The 14,517-nt window shown below is 70.4% G+C and carries 12 protein-coding genes; 6 read left to right on the top strand and 6 right to left on the bottom strand.

Translation table 11 applies throughout. The features are described from left to right. Window positions 1-23 precede the first annotated feature (23 nt). Together WME79_RS05550 and WME79_RS05545 are read right to left on the bottom strand one after the other, a co-directional pair. Window positions 24-1,142: a PEGA domain-containing protein gene (locus WME79_RS05550; protein WP_437532874.1), complete on the bottom strand. Its 1,119-nt coding sequence runs from the start codon at window positions 1,140-1,142 to the stop codon at window positions 24-26. 65 nt (window positions 1,143-1,207) lie between these two features. Continuing rightward, entirely contained in the window at window positions 1,208-2,665 is a 1,458-nt protein-coding gene (locus tag WME79_RS05545) for a protein kinase domain-containing protein (RefSeq protein WP_437532871.1), read from the bottom strand. Between the two features lie 198 nt (window positions 2,666-2,863). Here WME79_RS05545 and WME79_RS05540 point away from each other — a divergent pair, with 198 nt between their 5' ends. Next, window positions 2,864-3,421 (top strand): hypothetical protein, encoded by a 558-nt coding sequence (locus tag WME79_RS05540; protein WP_437532868.1) that lies wholly within the window; start codon window positions 2,864-2,866, stop codon window positions 3,419-3,421. A 154-nt stretch (window positions 3,422-3,575) separates the two neighbouring features. Here WME79_RS05540 and WME79_RS05535 read toward each other — a convergent pair whose 3' ends face one another. Then, complete coding sequence (locus WME79_RS05535; RefSeq protein ID WP_437532865.1) at window positions 3,576-4,109, bottom strand: hypothetical protein; 534 nt, start codon at window positions 4,107-4,109, stop codon at window positions 3,576-3,578. A 242-nt stretch (window positions 4,110-4,351) separates the two neighbouring features. Here WME79_RS05535 and WME79_RS05530 point away from each other — a divergent pair, with 242 nt between their 5' ends. Then, on the top strand, window positions 4,352-6,115 hold the full coding sequence (locus WME79_RS05530; protein WP_437532862.1) for a hypothetical protein: 1,764 nt from the start codon (window positions 4,352-4,354) through the stop codon (window positions 6,113-6,115). Between the two features lie 11 nt (window positions 6,116-6,126). Further along, window positions 6,127-7,698, top strand: coding sequence for a hypothetical protein (locus tag WME79_RS05525; protein WP_437532859.1), 1,572 nt, complete (start codon window positions 6,127-6,129; stop codon window positions 7,696-7,698). A gap of 75 nt (window positions 7,699-7,773) precedes the next feature. Here WME79_RS05525 and WME79_RS05520 read toward each other — a convergent pair whose 3' ends face one another. Continuing rightward, complete coding sequence (locus WME79_RS05520) at window positions 7,774-8,532, bottom strand: type IV pili methyl-accepting chemotaxis transducer N-terminal domain-containing protein (protein WP_437532856.1); 759 nt, start codon at window positions 8,530-8,532, stop codon at window positions 7,774-7,776. A 243-nt stretch (window positions 8,533-8,775) separates the two neighbouring features. On the opposite strand from WME79_RS05520, the gene WME79_RS05515 reads away from it, so the two are divergent. Next, a complete protein-coding gene (locus tag WME79_RS05515) occupies window positions 8,776-10,575 on the top strand; it encodes a serine/threonine protein kinase (RefSeq protein ID WP_437532854.1) in 1,800 nt (599 codons plus the stop codon). Window positions 10,576-10,714: 139 nt separating this feature from the next. Here the strand turns inward: WME79_RS05515 and WME79_RS05510 are convergent, their stop codons facing one another. Both WME79_RS05510 and WME79_RS05505 read right to left on the bottom strand, forming a co-directional pair. Then, on the bottom strand, window positions 10,715-11,488 hold the full coding sequence (locus tag WME79_RS05510) for an alpha/beta fold hydrolase (RefSeq protein ID WP_437532851.1): 774 nt from the start codon (window positions 11,486-11,488) through the stop codon (window positions 10,715-10,717). A gap of 200 nt (window positions 11,489-11,688) precedes the next feature. After that, a complete protein-coding gene (locus tag WME79_RS05505) occupies window positions 11,689-12,375 on the bottom strand; it encodes a YqiA/YcfP family alpha/beta fold hydrolase (RefSeq protein ID WP_437532849.1) in 687 nt (228 codons plus the stop codon). A 45-nt stretch (window positions 12,376-12,420) separates the two neighbouring features. Here WME79_RS05505 and WME79_RS05500 point away from each other — a divergent pair, with 45 nt between their 5' ends. After that, on the top strand, window positions 12,421-12,912 hold the full coding sequence (locus WME79_RS05500; protein ID WP_437532846.1) for an N-acetyltransferase family protein: 492 nt from the start codon (window positions 12,421-12,423) through the stop codon (window positions 12,910-12,912). A gap of 316 nt (window positions 12,913-13,228) precedes the next feature. Beyond that, complete coding sequence (locus WME79_RS05495) at window positions 13,229-14,515, top strand: MFS transporter (protein ID WP_437532844.1); 1,287 nt, start codon at window positions 13,229-13,231, stop codon at window positions 14,513-14,515. Window positions 14,516-14,517 lie beyond the last annotated feature (2 nt).

The following is a 14,517-nucleotide window of genomic DNA, read 5'->3' as shown; positions in this document are numbered from 1 at the left end:
CGCCGTGGACCACGGCGGCCCCCTCAAAACTGGCCACCGAATCCGGTCGGGCGGCCCTCGATGAAGGCTCCCCGGCCCGCTCCCACCTGCTCGGGATCGGGGTCGTGCGCGAGGAGGAGGCCGGCCGACAGGACCGCCGCGACGACCGCCCCGGCGCCGGCGATCCATACCCACGGCGGCGTCCCGCCGCGCTTCTCGGCCGGCGCCAGGCCGACGCGGACGCTGCTCAGCGCCTCGTCCTGGATCAGGATCCGGGCCTGGTAGGGCACCTTCCCCGGCGCCGTCACCCTCACCATGTGACGGCCGCTCGGCACGATGCCCTCCCACTGCCCTTCGCCCAGGAACTCGCCGTCGAGCGCAAGGCGATCGCCCGGAGAGGCAAGGATGGAGAGCCTGCCGCCGTTCATCGGCCGCGCCAGCCGGACGTCGAGCGCCAGCTGCGCGCCAGGAGCCACGCTCTCCACGCGGAGGTGCTCCTTGAACCCCGGCTTGGAGACGCGGATTCGCCTCGCGCCGGCGTCGACGATCACCTTGCCCGGGAGCGGCGTCTTCCCGATCAGCTCGCCGTCGATCGTCACCTCTGCGTCCCGCTCGCTCACCGCGATGTCCAGGTGACCGACGAGGGCCCTGGCGTTCCGCTCGACCTCGGCGATCGTCGCCCAGTCCTCCGGGAGCAGGACGCCGCGGTCCTCCTGCTTCAACCTCTCCACCAGCGCAAGGAGCTGGCTGTACCGGTGCATCTTGGAGGTGCAGGCGATCATGTTCCAGAGGAGGCGCGCGTCCTTCGAGCTCTCGTAGGCGCTCTGGAACTCGAGGAAGGCGCTGGCGAAGTCGCCGTTGCGAAAGAGCGTCTTGCCGGACTCGTAATCGGCCCTGGCCTCACCGCTCAGCCGCTCGCGGACGGGCGCAGGAGGAGCCTCGCCCGTCGCGGGAGCGGTCGGCACAGGAACCGCCGCCGGCGCAGGAGCGGTCGGCGCAGGAGCCGCCGCCGGCGCGGGAGCGGTCAACGCAGGAGCCGCCGCCGGCGCAGGAGCCGCCGCGGGTGCGGGCTGGGGTGGCTGCGCGGCCGCGCCGCCGGCCGTGGTCAACACCACCATGGCGACCGCTGGCGCGAGCCCCGTCGCCGGGCGGCGCGAACGCACCGGTGCCTCGCCTGCATCCGGCTGGAATGCGGCGTGCCGCCGGTCGGGGGCCGGAGGTTCCTGTCTCATTGGAGCGGTGGTTCCAAGGGATTCGTCCCTCCGGACGCCGACGGCGCCTTCGGCGTCGCCGACGCGCTCGTCGCCGGGGGCGCGCGCCGGCCCTGAAGCGCCGCCCCGGAGGGCGCCGCGTCGATGGGCGGCGCGACGACCGGGGAGACCGACGGCTGCTGCGGCGGCAAGGCGTCACGGACCGCCGGCGGCGGCTCCGGCGCGATCAGCGGGTCCGCGCCGCGCGCTGCGGTGTCCTGCTGCGCGCGCCGCGACACCGTGTCGTCCCGCGAGGCCGCCGCGGCGGCATGCAGCGCCGCCTGCTCCGGCGCTCTGCCGGGCGACGCGACAGCGCCCCAGAGGGCGAGCGCGAGCACGGCGATCACGACCGCCCCGAGCGCCACCCCGAGGACCCTGCGCGACCCGGGCTGCGCGTGCGTTCGCGTGAGCCCCCGCGTCGTGGGCAGCAGGCTCGCCATCGCGCCGGACGGGGCGCTCGGAGGGCCGCTGGCCGTCACGACCCGCGGCGCCGGCACGGAACCGGTCGACGGCGGCGTCGCCTGCGCCCCCGCCCCGAGGATCCGCGCGGCGCGCTCTGCGCGCTCGTACCCGCCCGCCGGCGCGAAGGGCACCAGCACGCGCGCCAGGTCGGCCACGGTCTGCGGCCGCCGGGCCGGATCCTTCTGGAGGCAGTGGAGGATCGCGGCCTCGAGCGCCGGTGGGATGTCGCTCCTGAGCGCGGTGGGCGGGATCGGCTCGGCGCTCGCGACCTGCAGCACGAGCTCGGCGAGCGCCGGGGCATCGAACGGCGGCTGCCCCACCAGGAGCCGGTAGAGCAGCGCGCCGAGCGCCCACACGTCGGCGCGGGCGTCGACCGAGCGCGACGATCGCATCTGCTCCGGGGACATGTAGATGGGCGAACCGAGCATCTCCCGCGTCTGCGTCAACGACGCGCCGACGCCCTCGGTGCTGCCCGGCACCTCCTTCGAGATCCCGAAGTCGAGGACCTTGATGAGCGTCGCCCCGCCGGGCGTCGTCGTGAGGAAGAGGTTCGCCGGCTTGAGATCGCGGTGCACGATGCCCGCGGCGTGCGCCTCGGCCATCGCCAGGCAGGCCTGCAGGACGTAGTCGGCCGCGTCCACGACGCTGAGCGTGCCGCGGGCGCGGAGCACATCGGAGAGATCTTCGCCCTCCAGATACTCCATCACGATGTACGGGATGCCCGAGCCGAGCTCGCCGACGTCGAACACCCGCACGACGTGCTCGCCCTTGAGGCGAACCACCGCGCGCGCCTCGCGGAGAAACCGCTGCACGAGCGCCGGGCTCTCGGTGCTGAACAGGAGCTTGATCGCGACACGCTGCGGCAGGAACAGGTGGCTCGCCGCGACCACGATGCCCATGCCGCCTCGGCCCAGGACGCGATCGACCCGGTACTTGCCGGCGATCACGTCTCCTTCGACGACAGGTGGCTTCATGAGAGCTCCGCGCTTCACGCCTGGCCGCGGGGCGTGCCGCCATCCGAGCCTGCTTGTGGTCGATGGTAGCACAGGTGGCCCCCGGCCGGTCCATCGACGGAGGCTTGCCCTCGCCTGCGATCGCCGGCCGGAGGGCGATACGATACGACGATGAAGCGCTCACCTCGACATATCTCAATGGCGGTAGGCTCGCTCGCGTTGCTCGTCCAAAGCGCGTGCGGTGCCGCGGTGGTCATGGACGGCGGAGGAGGCGGGGCCGGCGGCGCGGGCAGCACCAGCGGCCAGGGCAGCCCGGATGGCCCGGATGGCCCGGTCTCGACGACGAGCGCGGTCGCGCCGTCGCCGACGACCTCGGGCGGCGCGGCGGGCGAGGTGAACGCGATCGTCTTCGGCGACTCGACCGTGACCCTCCGTGTCGCCAGCCTGGCCCTGTCCTGCAGCGATCCCGACGCGAACCCCACGTACGACCCCTGCAGCAACTGGTGGGACCTGGAGCTCCGCATGCCCGAGTCGATGCTCGCCGTGGGCGAGGTCGACACGGCGAGCGGAGATCTCACGATCTACGGGACGTCCTCTCGCGCGGACTGCAGCAGCACGGGGGCCGTCAGCGGCGGCGGCAACGCGGGCTTTGGCAGGCTCACCATCACGGCGATCGACCCGACCTCGGTCACCTTCGAGCTCTCCGACGTGGGCACCTATTTCGTCGACGCGGACCCGAACGGCCGCTACGTCGCTCCACGGTGCGCCGCGCAGTAGCACCGCGCCAGCCGAGGAAGAATTCACGGCGATTGGACGGCTGCTCGGGCTGCCGGTGCCACCGGAGGGGCGTGCGCCTCCGGAACGACCCTTCCGCCAGATCGCCACCTCCGCGCCGCCCCGATGTGAGCAGCGGCTCGATGGGCAGGGTTCTTCACTCCAGCACGATGCTCACGCTCTTCGTGCCCTCGTATCCGTCGCCGCGCACGGTCACCGTGAGCTCCAGCTTCTGACCTTCGAGCGCCTCGCGGTCCCATGCGAAAGGGTGGTAGAACGCGCCGTCCGAGACCAGGAAAGAACCGGTCTTGATGAACTGGACGTTGAACTGCGCGGCGGCGAGCCCGCGGGGATCATCGGCGAGCGGGCCCTCGAACTCGTTCGCGAGGCGCACAACATGGCACGTCTCCGCGGCGTCGCCGGGCAGAGCCTCCACCTGGACCCAGGGCGTGATCATCATCGAGCCCTGATTGCCGAGGATCAGTCGCACGCTGGCGCCGTCGGCGTACGGCACGAACGTCCCGGACGACGCGTCGCCGATGTCGACGGCGCGGGTCTCGGTGAAGTCCTCGCCGAACAGCGCGGGACAATCGCTGGCTTCCGTGGGGATCGACGGCTCATCGTCGACAGGGCCACACCCGGAGAGGGACGCGAGGAAAGAGAAGGCGGGCAGCAACAGACAGGATCGCATCGCGCGTGCAGAGCTCCGAAACAAGCCGGGAAGGAGAGACGCCGGCTCGCAGAGGCACGAGGGCGAGGGGGTGCTGTAGCACGCCGGCAGGGGCGGGCCGCGACGCGATGACGGGCCGCTCCGGCGCCTGCGGCGAGTGGCACGCGCGCTGCTATCGGCTCGCGGCGATGCAGAACTCATCACGGCGAAACGCCGGCGGCCTCGCGGATACTCTGACGTTGGTGTCGCGGTCACGACAATCTGTGGCGCCTCGATTCGCGGTCCTCCGCCACCCCCTCTTCCTTGGCGCCCTGGCGCTCCTGGTGGTCAACGACCACCTCCTGAAAGGCGCCGGGCTCTTGCCAGGCGCCCTCACCGGCAAGCTCAGCGACCTCGCCGGCCTCGTGGTCGCCCCCGTCCTCGCAGCGGCGCTCGTGGACGCGCGCACCTCGCGCGGGCGAGCGCTGGCGTTCGCGGCGGTGGTCGCGCCGTTCGCGGCGATCAAGCTCTCGGCCGCTGCCGCGCAGCTCCTCGTGGGGCTCGTGGGGCTCGCGGGGATCGCGTGGCGTATCTGGCAAGATCCGACGGACCTGGCCGCGCTCGTGGTCCTCGTCCCGGCATGGCGCCTCTCGGCGCGCGCGGCTTCCAGCCGGGAGCTCTCGGCCCGGAGCGCCGAGGAAGGCTCACGCACAGCCTGGGTGCTCGAGCGCGCGATCCTCGGGGCGTCCGCCGTCGCCTGCGTCGCGACCGGCACCCCCGCCCCCGCAGGCTATTCCACAGACGCCTATCTCATCAATGCCACGCCCGGGATCGTGGACGTTCGCGTGCGCTGGGTGGACGCGTCGCTCGATTGCTCTGCCGTCACCTCCGGCGACCCGACACGCATGTTCGGGCCGAGCGCGTTCAACCTCGGGATCACGTATCGGCTGGACCCGCAGGACACGCTCCCGCTCAACCGGACCGAGGCCCACCTCGCCGCAGGCAACTTCGAGGAGGCGGCGCCGACCTCGGAAGGGACTTGCGAGGTGGTGCTGCTCGAGACGGATGGCATGCGGCCTGTGATGGCATGGTGGTCCGATCTGCAAACCGTCACGATTCCGCAGAACGTGAACGGCAACAGCGATTTCTGGAAGGACCCGGAGACGGTGGCGGGGCGCGTCGCGCTGAAGCCGCTCGCGATGGTGGCGCCCGGACAGGTGAAGACGGGCGCGCTGCAGACGAACGTCGCACCCTCGGTGTGCGCTGGCACGACTCAATCGTCCTTCCAGTGGGCTGGCCCCTGGCCGAAGCAGTTGGTCGGCGAGATCGCGAACATCGATGCACTGTCGGACGGCTGCATCGAATTGACCATGAACTACCCGCGGCTCGGCCCCGGCGATGACTCGGGCGGCGCAGGCGGCGTGGGCGCTGGCGGCGCCGGTGCTGGCGGCGCTGACGTTGGAGGCGCTGACGGCGCGGGTGCTGGCGGAGCCGGCGGCAGTGGCGCTGGCGGCGCCGGTGCTGGCGGAGCCGACGTCGGTGGCGCTGGCGGCGCGGGTGCCGGCGGCGCCGGTGGTGATGGTGGAATGGGCACCGGCGGCGAGGGCAGCGGCGAGCCGGACCCGAGCTTCACCGCTCTGACTCACTACCTGTGCATTCCGATCGAAGACTTCCCGTTCTCGGCGGGCGAAACGGTGCAATGGTTCGACATGGGCGACCACCTCGAGATCTCGGCCATCGACTCGGCGAAGCGGCTCGAGGTCTATCCCAACGTTGTCGAGCTCCAGCTCGCGGGCCTCGCTGCCTTGATCGAGGCGACCGAGTGCGAGGGCGACCGGCTGGGCTGCGGCGCCTACGTCACCGACGCCGTGGTGGCGGTGCAGAGCGGCGGCGCGAAGACCCTCCTGGGCCCTGGAGACGCCCTCGAAGGGCCGGATTTCCGCGTGCGGGTGGGCCGCGCCGAGCGCGTGCTCGCCGGGCGTGACGAGTGCGACGCGGGGTACCAGACGCCCAACGCTTCCGCGGACCTGTTGATCGCTTACGAATGAGGAGAAGCCATATGTCGTCGAAGATGAAGCTGGTCTCACTCGGTCTCTGCGCCGCCGCCGTCGGTTGCGGCACCGACAACGTCGGCGAGGGCAGCGGCGTCCCCGCAGGCTCGGTCAACGTGGCCCAGGGCGGGGCGCAGGACATTTCCCAGTTCCGCGCGATCGTGAAGGCGGGGAAGGTGCCTGCGCTCGACACGCTGGATCCGGTCGGGTTCTTCGCCGAGCACGCGATCGACCTGCCCGATGCCGACTGCGGCAAGGACGTTTGCATTCACCCGCTCCTCGCGGTGGCGCCGCGCTTCAACGGGGGTAACTGGACAATGGCCTTCGTCGCGATGAACACCGCGGTCGACCCTTCGAGGCTGGACAGGCCGCCGGTTCACCTGGCGATCGCCGTCGAGAACAGCCGCTTCGCCGAGATCGATGAGAGCGCGCTGGACGCGGGGATGGGAGGGCTGCTCGAAAGCCTCCGTCCCGAGGACCGCGTCAGCGTCATCCGCTATGGCGAGAGGGTCGACCGCCGCGCCTTCCTCGCAGCGCCGGAGTCGGCGGAGCTCGCGAGCCTCATCGCCGACGAGCGCCTCGGCGACGGCGCCGGCGAGCTCGTAAGCCTCTACGAGGGGATCGCCGCCGCCGAGAAGGCGTTCGACGAGGGCGACGCGGCGGGCTTCGAGGGCGCGCACCGCGTGCTCCTGCTCACGAGCGGGCACGCGACAAGCGGTATCACGGACCCCGACCGCATCCTCGGTCTGGGCGAGGCGCAGGTGGAGAAGGGCACGGCGTTCGGCGTGATCGGCGTGGGCGAGAGCTTCCTGGTGAGGATCCCGTCGGCGCTGGGCTCGATGGGCGCGGGCACGTACGCCTACGCGCTGAGCCCGGGCGACCTCGGTGGTTTGCTCTCGGAGGAGGGGAAGACCACGCTGTTCCCGCTGGCGACGGACTTCAGCCTGGAGGTGACCCCGTCCGCCGGCTACAAGGTGGGGCGCATCTACGGGACGAAGCGGGCGACCGCCAGCGCCGCGGGGGCGGCCCTGGAGATGCCGGCGCTATTCATCGGCCAGCGCGACGGCGCGACCGACGTGGGCGGCAGCCGCCGCGGCGGCGGTGGTGGGCTGTTCGTGGAGCTCCTTGCCGACGCGTCCCTCGCCGACGACATCGGGCCGGACAAGGCGGCCTTCCAGGTGACGGCAGGCTGGACCTCGGCGAAGGACGGAGCCGCGCAGAACGTCGACACCACGCTGCTCAACGCGCTGCCTCCCGGGCAAAACCCCGACTCGATGTGGTGGAACATCTCCGACGGCGGCTCGGGCAAGCCGTACATGATGCTGAACATGTACCTGGCGCTGCGCGGCGCGCTCGACTTCTACCAGGCGGGCGACTGCCGGCGCTCGCTCGGGGTCATCGAGATGATGAAGCCGTCGGTCGGGGGGTGGCTCGGGGAGTACTCGGACACGGACATCCAGGACGACAACAACCTGATGTTGATGTTGCGACAGAACATCGAGAATGCCTGTCGTGAATCGCAGTCGTCCACGGAGCCCACGCCCCCCCTCGACTTCGACGGCGGCTGCGGTTGGTTGTGACCGCCACCTTCACGCTCTGAACGCCGCTCGGCGGCGGTGCAGGTCGGACAGGCGGTCACGGAGCGCCGATGTGCATCACGGGTGTCCGATGCCAGCGATCGCCCGGAGCGCCTGAACCGTGTTGTCAAGGTGCCCCCTGGCCTGGATGAGGTGGCTGATCGTCTTTCGGATCTCGCGCACCGCCGGGCGAAAGATATAGAGCCCTTCGAGAAAGAGGACCCCCAGGGTCACACACAGCAGGATCAGCTCGACGAGCCGGAGCCGCTCGATCCGCGCGGTCGCCTCCTGAGCATACTGAGAGACGACCCGGTCCATCCCGCTCAGGAAGGCCGGCTCCGCGGCGAGGATCGCGGCGACGATCGGCTGGATGGCGGCCGCCTCCACCGGCTTTTCGCCGCCGGCGCCGACCGCGGCGAGGAGATCCTTCCCGTCTCGGAGCATGCTCTGGTGCAGCGGCTCGATCGTCTGGAACATGCGGGTCACCTCCGGCGTGTTCTTCCCCGGCAATCCCATCCCTGGATCGCCGTGCTGGAGCGCGCGATGCGACCGCTCCCAGAGCGCCATCGCCTGCGCCAGCTCGTCGGCGCGGCCCTTGCGCTCGGCGGGGTCGGTCGTCACCTGGAACGTGAGCGCGGCCTTGCTGAGCCGCTGGCTGAGCATTCGCTGGCGCCCGGCCACGTTGACGACGTGCGCGTCGCTCGTCTGCTGGTTCAACGCGTGCTGCACGAGGAGCTGCGCCACGACCGACAGGAGCGCGACGGCGCCGAGCGCGCTGACGTACAGGCGCGTCAACCGGCGGGTCGGTGCCAGGAGCTCAGAGGAAACATGCGCCATTGTTCTCTCTCCATGGGCGAGGAGGGAGACATTACCCGAGCATCGGAACGAATGTGTATCGCTCATGTTTCCGCAGATGGCTTTGCGCGCGCTGCCCCGCGCTCCTCCATTTCAGTGCGGACGCGCTCAAAAAAGCTGACATCTCATGACCGCTCCATGGTAAGACTCGCCTGAGAGCGCTCCTCGCGAGGCCCCTTTGCGCTGGCCTTACAGGAGCGTCCATTGGAACCAGGAGAATGTCTCATGCAAGAGCGTACCGCGTTGACCGCGGGCGGCGCGCCGCCGAGCACGGCCGGAAACGCACCTGAGCTCTTGCCGAAACAGTTCGGCAAATACACGCTCCTGTCGAAGCTCTCGGCGGGGGGCATGGCGGAGATCTTCCTCGCGCTGCATCGCTCGTCCTTCGGCTTCGAGAAGCTCGTGGTGATCAAGCGCATCCTGCCCTCGATGCACCAGGATCCGTCGTTGATCGACATGCTGCTCCACGAGGCGCGCATCGCGGCGACGCTCTCGCATCCCAACGTCGTCCAGACGTTCGACGCCGGGCAGGTGGACAGGACGTATTTCATCGCGATGGAGCACATTCACGGCGAGGACGTCGGCTCGATCGTGCGCGAGGCGGCGGAGCGCGACCCGGGAGGGATCCCGCTCGAGCATGCGCTCAGCATCATCCTCGGCGTCTGCGCGGGGCTCGCGTACATCCACGACAAACGCGGCCTCGACGGTACGCCGCTCGGCATCGTCCACAGGGACATCTCGCCGCGCAATGTGGTCGTGAGCTACACGGGCGACGTGAAGATCGTCGACTTTGGCATCGCGCGGAGCGAGCTCGGCGACGTCGAAGAGCAGAAAGAGAACGTGCTGATGGGCAAGTTCGCCTACATGTCCCCGGAGCACGTGGCGGGAGATCGCATCGACCATCGCGCGGACATCTTCGCCGCCGGCGTGGTCCTGTTCGAGATGACGACGGGCAAACGGCTGTTCAAGGGCGGTACCCAGATGCGGACGCTCCTCCAGATCCACGGCTCGGAGTATCCCCTCCCGAGCGCGATCAAGCCCGGCTACCCGAAGGGGCTGGAGAAGATCGTCCTGCGCGCGCTCGAGAAGCGGCGGGAGGATCGCTACCAGTCTGCCCGCGAGATGCACGCCGCGATCGAGGAGTTCATCCGCGACGAGCGCATCCCCGCCTCGCCGATGGGCCTCACGGCATGGATGGAGTCGCTCTTCCGGGACAAGCTCGCTCGCCACAAGGAGGCGCTCCTCGGCGTCAGGCAGCTCATCGACGTGATCGCGGCGCAGCAGCAGCGCTGGTCGCTGGAGATGAGCGGCGGCGCGACCGTCTCACAGAGCGGCGTCCCGACGAGCACGAGCCCGGCGACCTTGAGCAGCCCGCCGCCGCTCGCGGGCAAGGGAGGTGTTGCGGCGTTCATCCCAGCCGCCAGCGCGCTCGCGCTCGTGCCTGGGTTCCTCTACATGCAGGGCCAGCTCTCGGAGCGGCACGCCCAGTTCATGACGATGGTCCACGACGCCCAGGCGAGCCGTCAGGAGCCGCCCGCGCCGATCGAGGCGAAGGGCTCGCTGGAGATCACGAGCAAGCCCGAGGGCTGCACCCTCTGGGTGAACGGCGAGCGTCACCCCGTCGCCACGCCGGCCAAGCTCCACGAGCTTCCGCTCGGGCGTGAGCTCCACATCAAGCTCACCAGAGACGGATACAAGCCGTACCGCACGGCCGTGAAGCTGAGCGATGAGGTGCGCTTCAAAGAGGTCGTGGCCGAGCTGGACAGGCTCACGGCGACGGTGGTGCTCTGGGTCGATCCGCCGGCCAGCGTCTTCGTCGACGGGAAGCTCTGGAAGGGCAATCGCACGAGGATCGAGGGGCTCACGGTGGGTGAGGGACACCGCTTCGTGCTGTCCGCCCCTGGGCATGCGTCCAAGACGCTGATGGTCAACGTGGAGCCGGGAGAGATGAAGACGCTGAGCGTCCGGCTGCCGAAGCTCGGCGCGCAAGCGCCGGTGGAGGAGCGCGCCGAGGGCGCGCAGTGACGCCGAGCGACGGTCACCCGCTTCGGAGACGGGCCCATCTCGACGTTTTCGGTGCTCAGCGCACTGGAGTGCGCTTGCGCGCCGAAAACGCCGATCTGGACCCGTCTCCTGTGCGGGTGACCGCCGCTCTAAGCCCGGATCACCGCTGCTCGCCGCGCAGGAACGCCAGCGCCGCGCGGGCGAACGGCTCCTTCCACTCGCCGAAGATGGGGCCGTGTCCGCCGTTCGGCAGGATCCACAGACAGGAGCGCGGGATGGCGCGGTACAGCTCCAGGGCGATCTCGGCCGGGTAGAGAGGATCGCGGTCGCCGCTCACGATCATCGTGCGCGCCGTGATGGTCGACAGGTGGGGGGGCGTGAAGTTCATGTCGTCGTGGCTGGCGGCGAAGCGGCGCGGCTGATTCCACAGCGCTCGGATCTGCGCGTCGCCGAGCGCGTGGCGGCTCCTCATGTCCCGCCATTCTTCCTCCGTTCGGCCCTCGTCGGAGACGAGGCGCATGATCGCCCGGGCCTGCTCGGGGAAGTACGGTGTCGCGGACACGAGGACCATCGACTCGAGGCGATCCGGCTGCTGCGTGGCGAGGTGCAGGAGGCACTTGGCGCCGAAGCTGAGGCCGATGGCCCGGAACGCCTTCACCCCCAGGTGGTCGAGGAGGGCGAACACGTCGGAGGCACACTGACGGATGGTCAGCGAGCCAGCCGGGTTGGTCGAGCGGCCGTGGCCGCGCAGATCGGGGACGATGACCGTGTGTCCACACCCGAGCTCCGCGAGGTCGAACACGTGAGCCCAGTCCCCGCCTGCTCCGGTGAAGCCGTGGAGCAGCACGAGCGGCGGCCCTTCGCCGCGGAGCTCGTAGTACATCTCGATGTCGTTGACGGGCGCGGTGCGCCCGGTGGCCGTCGCTGTCGCCATTCGCTCCTCCGATCGCTCGACCGCGGCCGATCCGCGGCCGGTCGCCCACGATCTGTAAGCGGCGCGCTTCGCTCTTGATAGCTGTGCCCTTCTCGCATAGAATGCCAGTCGGCTGTTGAGGGGACGGCCAACCGGCGTATCCAGTTGACCGCGCTGAACAGACGCTCAGCGTCCTCGGTCCAGGCGGCAACGGGTGTTCGTCAGCCGGCGAGGAAATGGCGCAGGAACTCGTCTGCCTCGCTGAGGATGCGCGGGATCGAGGCGACGAGCTCGTGGCCGTCGTCCACCTCGATGAGCCGGACATGCCGCTTCCCTGCGGCGAACGTCCGCGAGAGCTCGATGTCCACCACCTCGTCGCTCCGGCCATGGATGATCAGCGTGGGCACACGCACGTCCGGCCAGCCCCCCGAGCGCTCATCCACCTCGGCCGCGTCGGCGGCGAAGCCGAAATCCACCCGGGCTCGCTTCTTCTCCGCGTAGTCGTCGACCTCCAGCCACCCCTGCTCCTGCCACGCCCGAAAGCCCTCCTCGCCCAGCCGCAGCCGCCATCGCTCCATGATCCGGAACGCGGGCGCGAGCAGCATCAGCGCGCACACCCGCGCGTCCTCCTCGGCGACGCGGCACGCGGTGAGGCCGCCGAGGCTCGAGCCCATCACCACCGCCCGGTCGCGATCGCCGCCGATCGCCTGCTTCACGGCGCCGATCATCGCGCTGAGGCGCAGGCGCTCGAACGAGGGCACCCGCAGGTTGAGCCGCTCGACGGCGACCCCGCGCCCCTCGAAGTGCGCGGCGATCCGGACCCCCTTGGTCGAGCTCGGGCCCGAGGCGAAGCCGTGCAGGTACAGCCAGCGCGGGCCGGCGGCGGAGGGCGGCGTCGTCATGGTCATGCAGGCGGGGAGCCTACTCCCTCCACCGCGGCGCGACGATGCGGTATGACCCGCCGGAGAGACGCCATGATCCGCCCCGCCACCGCCGCCGACATCCCCACCATCGCCCGCCTCATCCGGATGCTCGCCGAGTACGAGCGGCTCGCGCACGAGGTCACCTTCGAGGAGAGAGAGCTCGAAGCGCACCTCTTCGGCCCGAGGCCGGCGGCCGAGGTCGTCCTGGCCGAAGCGGAGGGGATCCCGGTGGGATTCGCCCTCTTCTTTCAGAGCTTCTCCACCTTCCTCGGCAAGCCCGGGATCTACCTCGAAGACCTCTTCGTGCTCCCGGAGCACCGCGGAGGAGGCCACGGCAAGGCCCTGCTCGTGCACCTCGCCAAGCTCGCGGTGGAGCGCGGCTGCGGGCGCTTCGAGTGGTCCGTGCTCGACTGGAACGAGCCGGCGCTCGGCTTTTACCGGAGGCTCGGCGCGAAGCCGATGGACGAGTGGACCGTCCACCGCCTCACCGGCGAGGCGCTCACCCGGCTCGCGCAGGGCTGACGCGCTCGCCACGGGCATTGCTCGTGGCGACGCAGCCGAGCACCACCGGCTGCTGCTGGAGCAGCAGCAACGGCGCCCCCTCGGCGCGCTCGCGGCCTGATCGCGCCCGAGGCGCGCCGCCCAGACCACCACCGCGAGCACGGGGATCTTGGTACGGATGTTGCGGTTCATGGCGAATTGCGAATCGCCCATCGCACACGCCGCGTGTGCTGATAACGGCGGCGCGACTCCTGGACTCGGTCGCGACATGCCCTAGTGCTCATCCTGTATGAGCGAGAGTCCACATCACCCCTCCAGGGCCGCCGCAGGCGCCGAGATGTCTTCCAACAACCTCACCGGGCTCGGCGTGCTGCGCCACCGGAGCTTCGCGTTCTACCTCGCGGCGAGGCTGCTCTCCGCGGTCGCGGTGCAGATGCAGAGCGTCGCGATCGGCTGGCAGGTCTACGCGCTGACCGGCGATGTCTTCGATCTGGGCCTCATCGGCCTCGCCCAGTTCGCGCCCTTCTTCGCGCTGATCCTCTTCGCCGGCCAGGCGGCGGATCGGTTCGACAGGCGCCGCATCATCACGGTCGGCCTCGCCGTGGAGCTGCTCTGCTCCCTCTTGCTGCTCGCGTTCACGGTGTCGGGCCTGACCGTTGTGTGGCCCGTGTTCGCGGTGCTCGTGCTGTTCGGCAGCGCGCGCGCCTTCATGATGCCGGCGCAGCAGGCGATCCTGATGAACCTGGTGCCGCAGGACAGCTTCAGCAAGGCGGTCGCGCTCAGCTCATCGAGCTTCCATGTCGCCGTCATCGTCGGGCCGACGCTCGGCGGGCTCCTCTACCTCGCCGGGTCGAAGATCGTGTATTCGATCGTCGCGGCGCTGCTCCTCGTCTCTCTCGTGCTCATGAGCCTGGTGCGCGCGGCCCAGCAGGCGAGGCGCGCCGAGCCGACGTCGTGGAGCGCGGTGCTCGAGGGGCTGCGCTTCGTCTGGTCGAAGCCGGCGGTGCTCGGCGCGATCTCGCTCGACCTGTTCGCGGTGCTGTTCGGCGGCGCGGTCGCGCTCCTGCCCGCGTATGCGCGCGACGTGCTCCACGCCGGCCCGACCGGCCTCGGCCTGCTCCGCACGGCGCCGGCCGCGGGCGCCGCGATCACCGCCGGCGTGCTCGCCTTCCGGCCGATCACGCGCCAGGTGGGCCGCTGGATGTTCGGCGGCGTCGCCGTGTTCGGGCTCGCCACCATCGGCCTCGGGCAGACCCAGAGCTTCACCGTCGCGCTCATCGCCCTGTTCCTCGTCGGCGCAGGCGACATGGTGAGCGTCTATATCCGCCACATCCTCGTGCAGTTCGAGACGCCGGACTCCATCCGAGGGCGGGTGAGCGCGGTGAACGCGGTGTTCATCGGCGCCTCCAACGAGCTCGGCGAGTTCGAGTCCGGCCTCACCGCCAGCTGGTTCGGCCTGCTCCGCGCCATCCTCCTCGGCGGAAGCGCCACCCTCGTGGTCGCCGTGCTGTGGGCCCTCGGCTTCCCCGTGCTCAGCCGCATGGACCGCTTCCCGCACGCGAAGCGAGATCCCGAGGAGAGCGCGGACGGCGGCGGAACGACCGAGGCCGCCGCGACGACGTGAGG

Source organism: Sorangium sp. So ce726 (assembly GCF_051521405.1).
GTDB lineage: Bacteria > Myxococcota_A > Polyangia > Polyangiales > Polyangiaceae > Sorangium.
The sequence above is the reverse complement of the archived record's forward strand: the minus strand, read 5'-3'. Positions and strand labels throughout refer to the sequence as shown.

Coding starts and splice junctions, on each gene's coding strand:
- WME79_RS05535 (WP_437532865.1), bottom strand. CDS start 4,109: ATGCGATCCTGTCTGTTGCTGCCCGCCTTCTCTTTCCTCGCGTCCCTC.
- WME79_RS05525 (WP_437532859.1), top strand. CDS start 6,127: ATGTCGTCGAAGATGAAGCTGGTCTCACTCGGTCTCTGCGCCGCCGCC.
- WME79_RS05515 (WP_437532854.1), top strand. CDS start 8,776: ATGCAAGAGCGTACCGCGTTGACCGCGGGCGGCGCGCCGCCGAGCACG.
- WME79_RS05505 (WP_437532849.1), bottom strand. CDS start 12,375: ATGACCATGACGACGCCGCCCTCCGCCGCCGGCCCGCGCTGGCTGTAC.
- WME79_RS05495 (WP_437532844.1), top strand. CDS start 13,229: ATGTCTTCCAACAACCTCACCGGGCTCGGCGTGCTGCGCCACCGGAGC.
- WME79_RS05520 (WP_437532856.1), bottom strand. CDS start 8,532: ATGGCGCATGTTTCCTCTGAGCTCCTGGCACCGACCCGCCGGTTGACG.
- WME79_RS05500 (WP_437532846.1), top strand. CDS start 12,421: ATGACCCGCCGGAGAGACGCCATGATCCGCCCCGCCACCGCCGCCGAC.
- WME79_RS05510 (WP_437532851.1), bottom strand. CDS start 11,488: ATGGCGACAGCGACGGCCACCGGGCGCACCGCGCCCGTCAACGACATC.
- WME79_RS05545 (WP_437532871.1), bottom strand. CDS start 2,665: ATGAAGCCACCTGTCGTCGAAGGAGACGTGATCGCCGGCAAGTACCGG.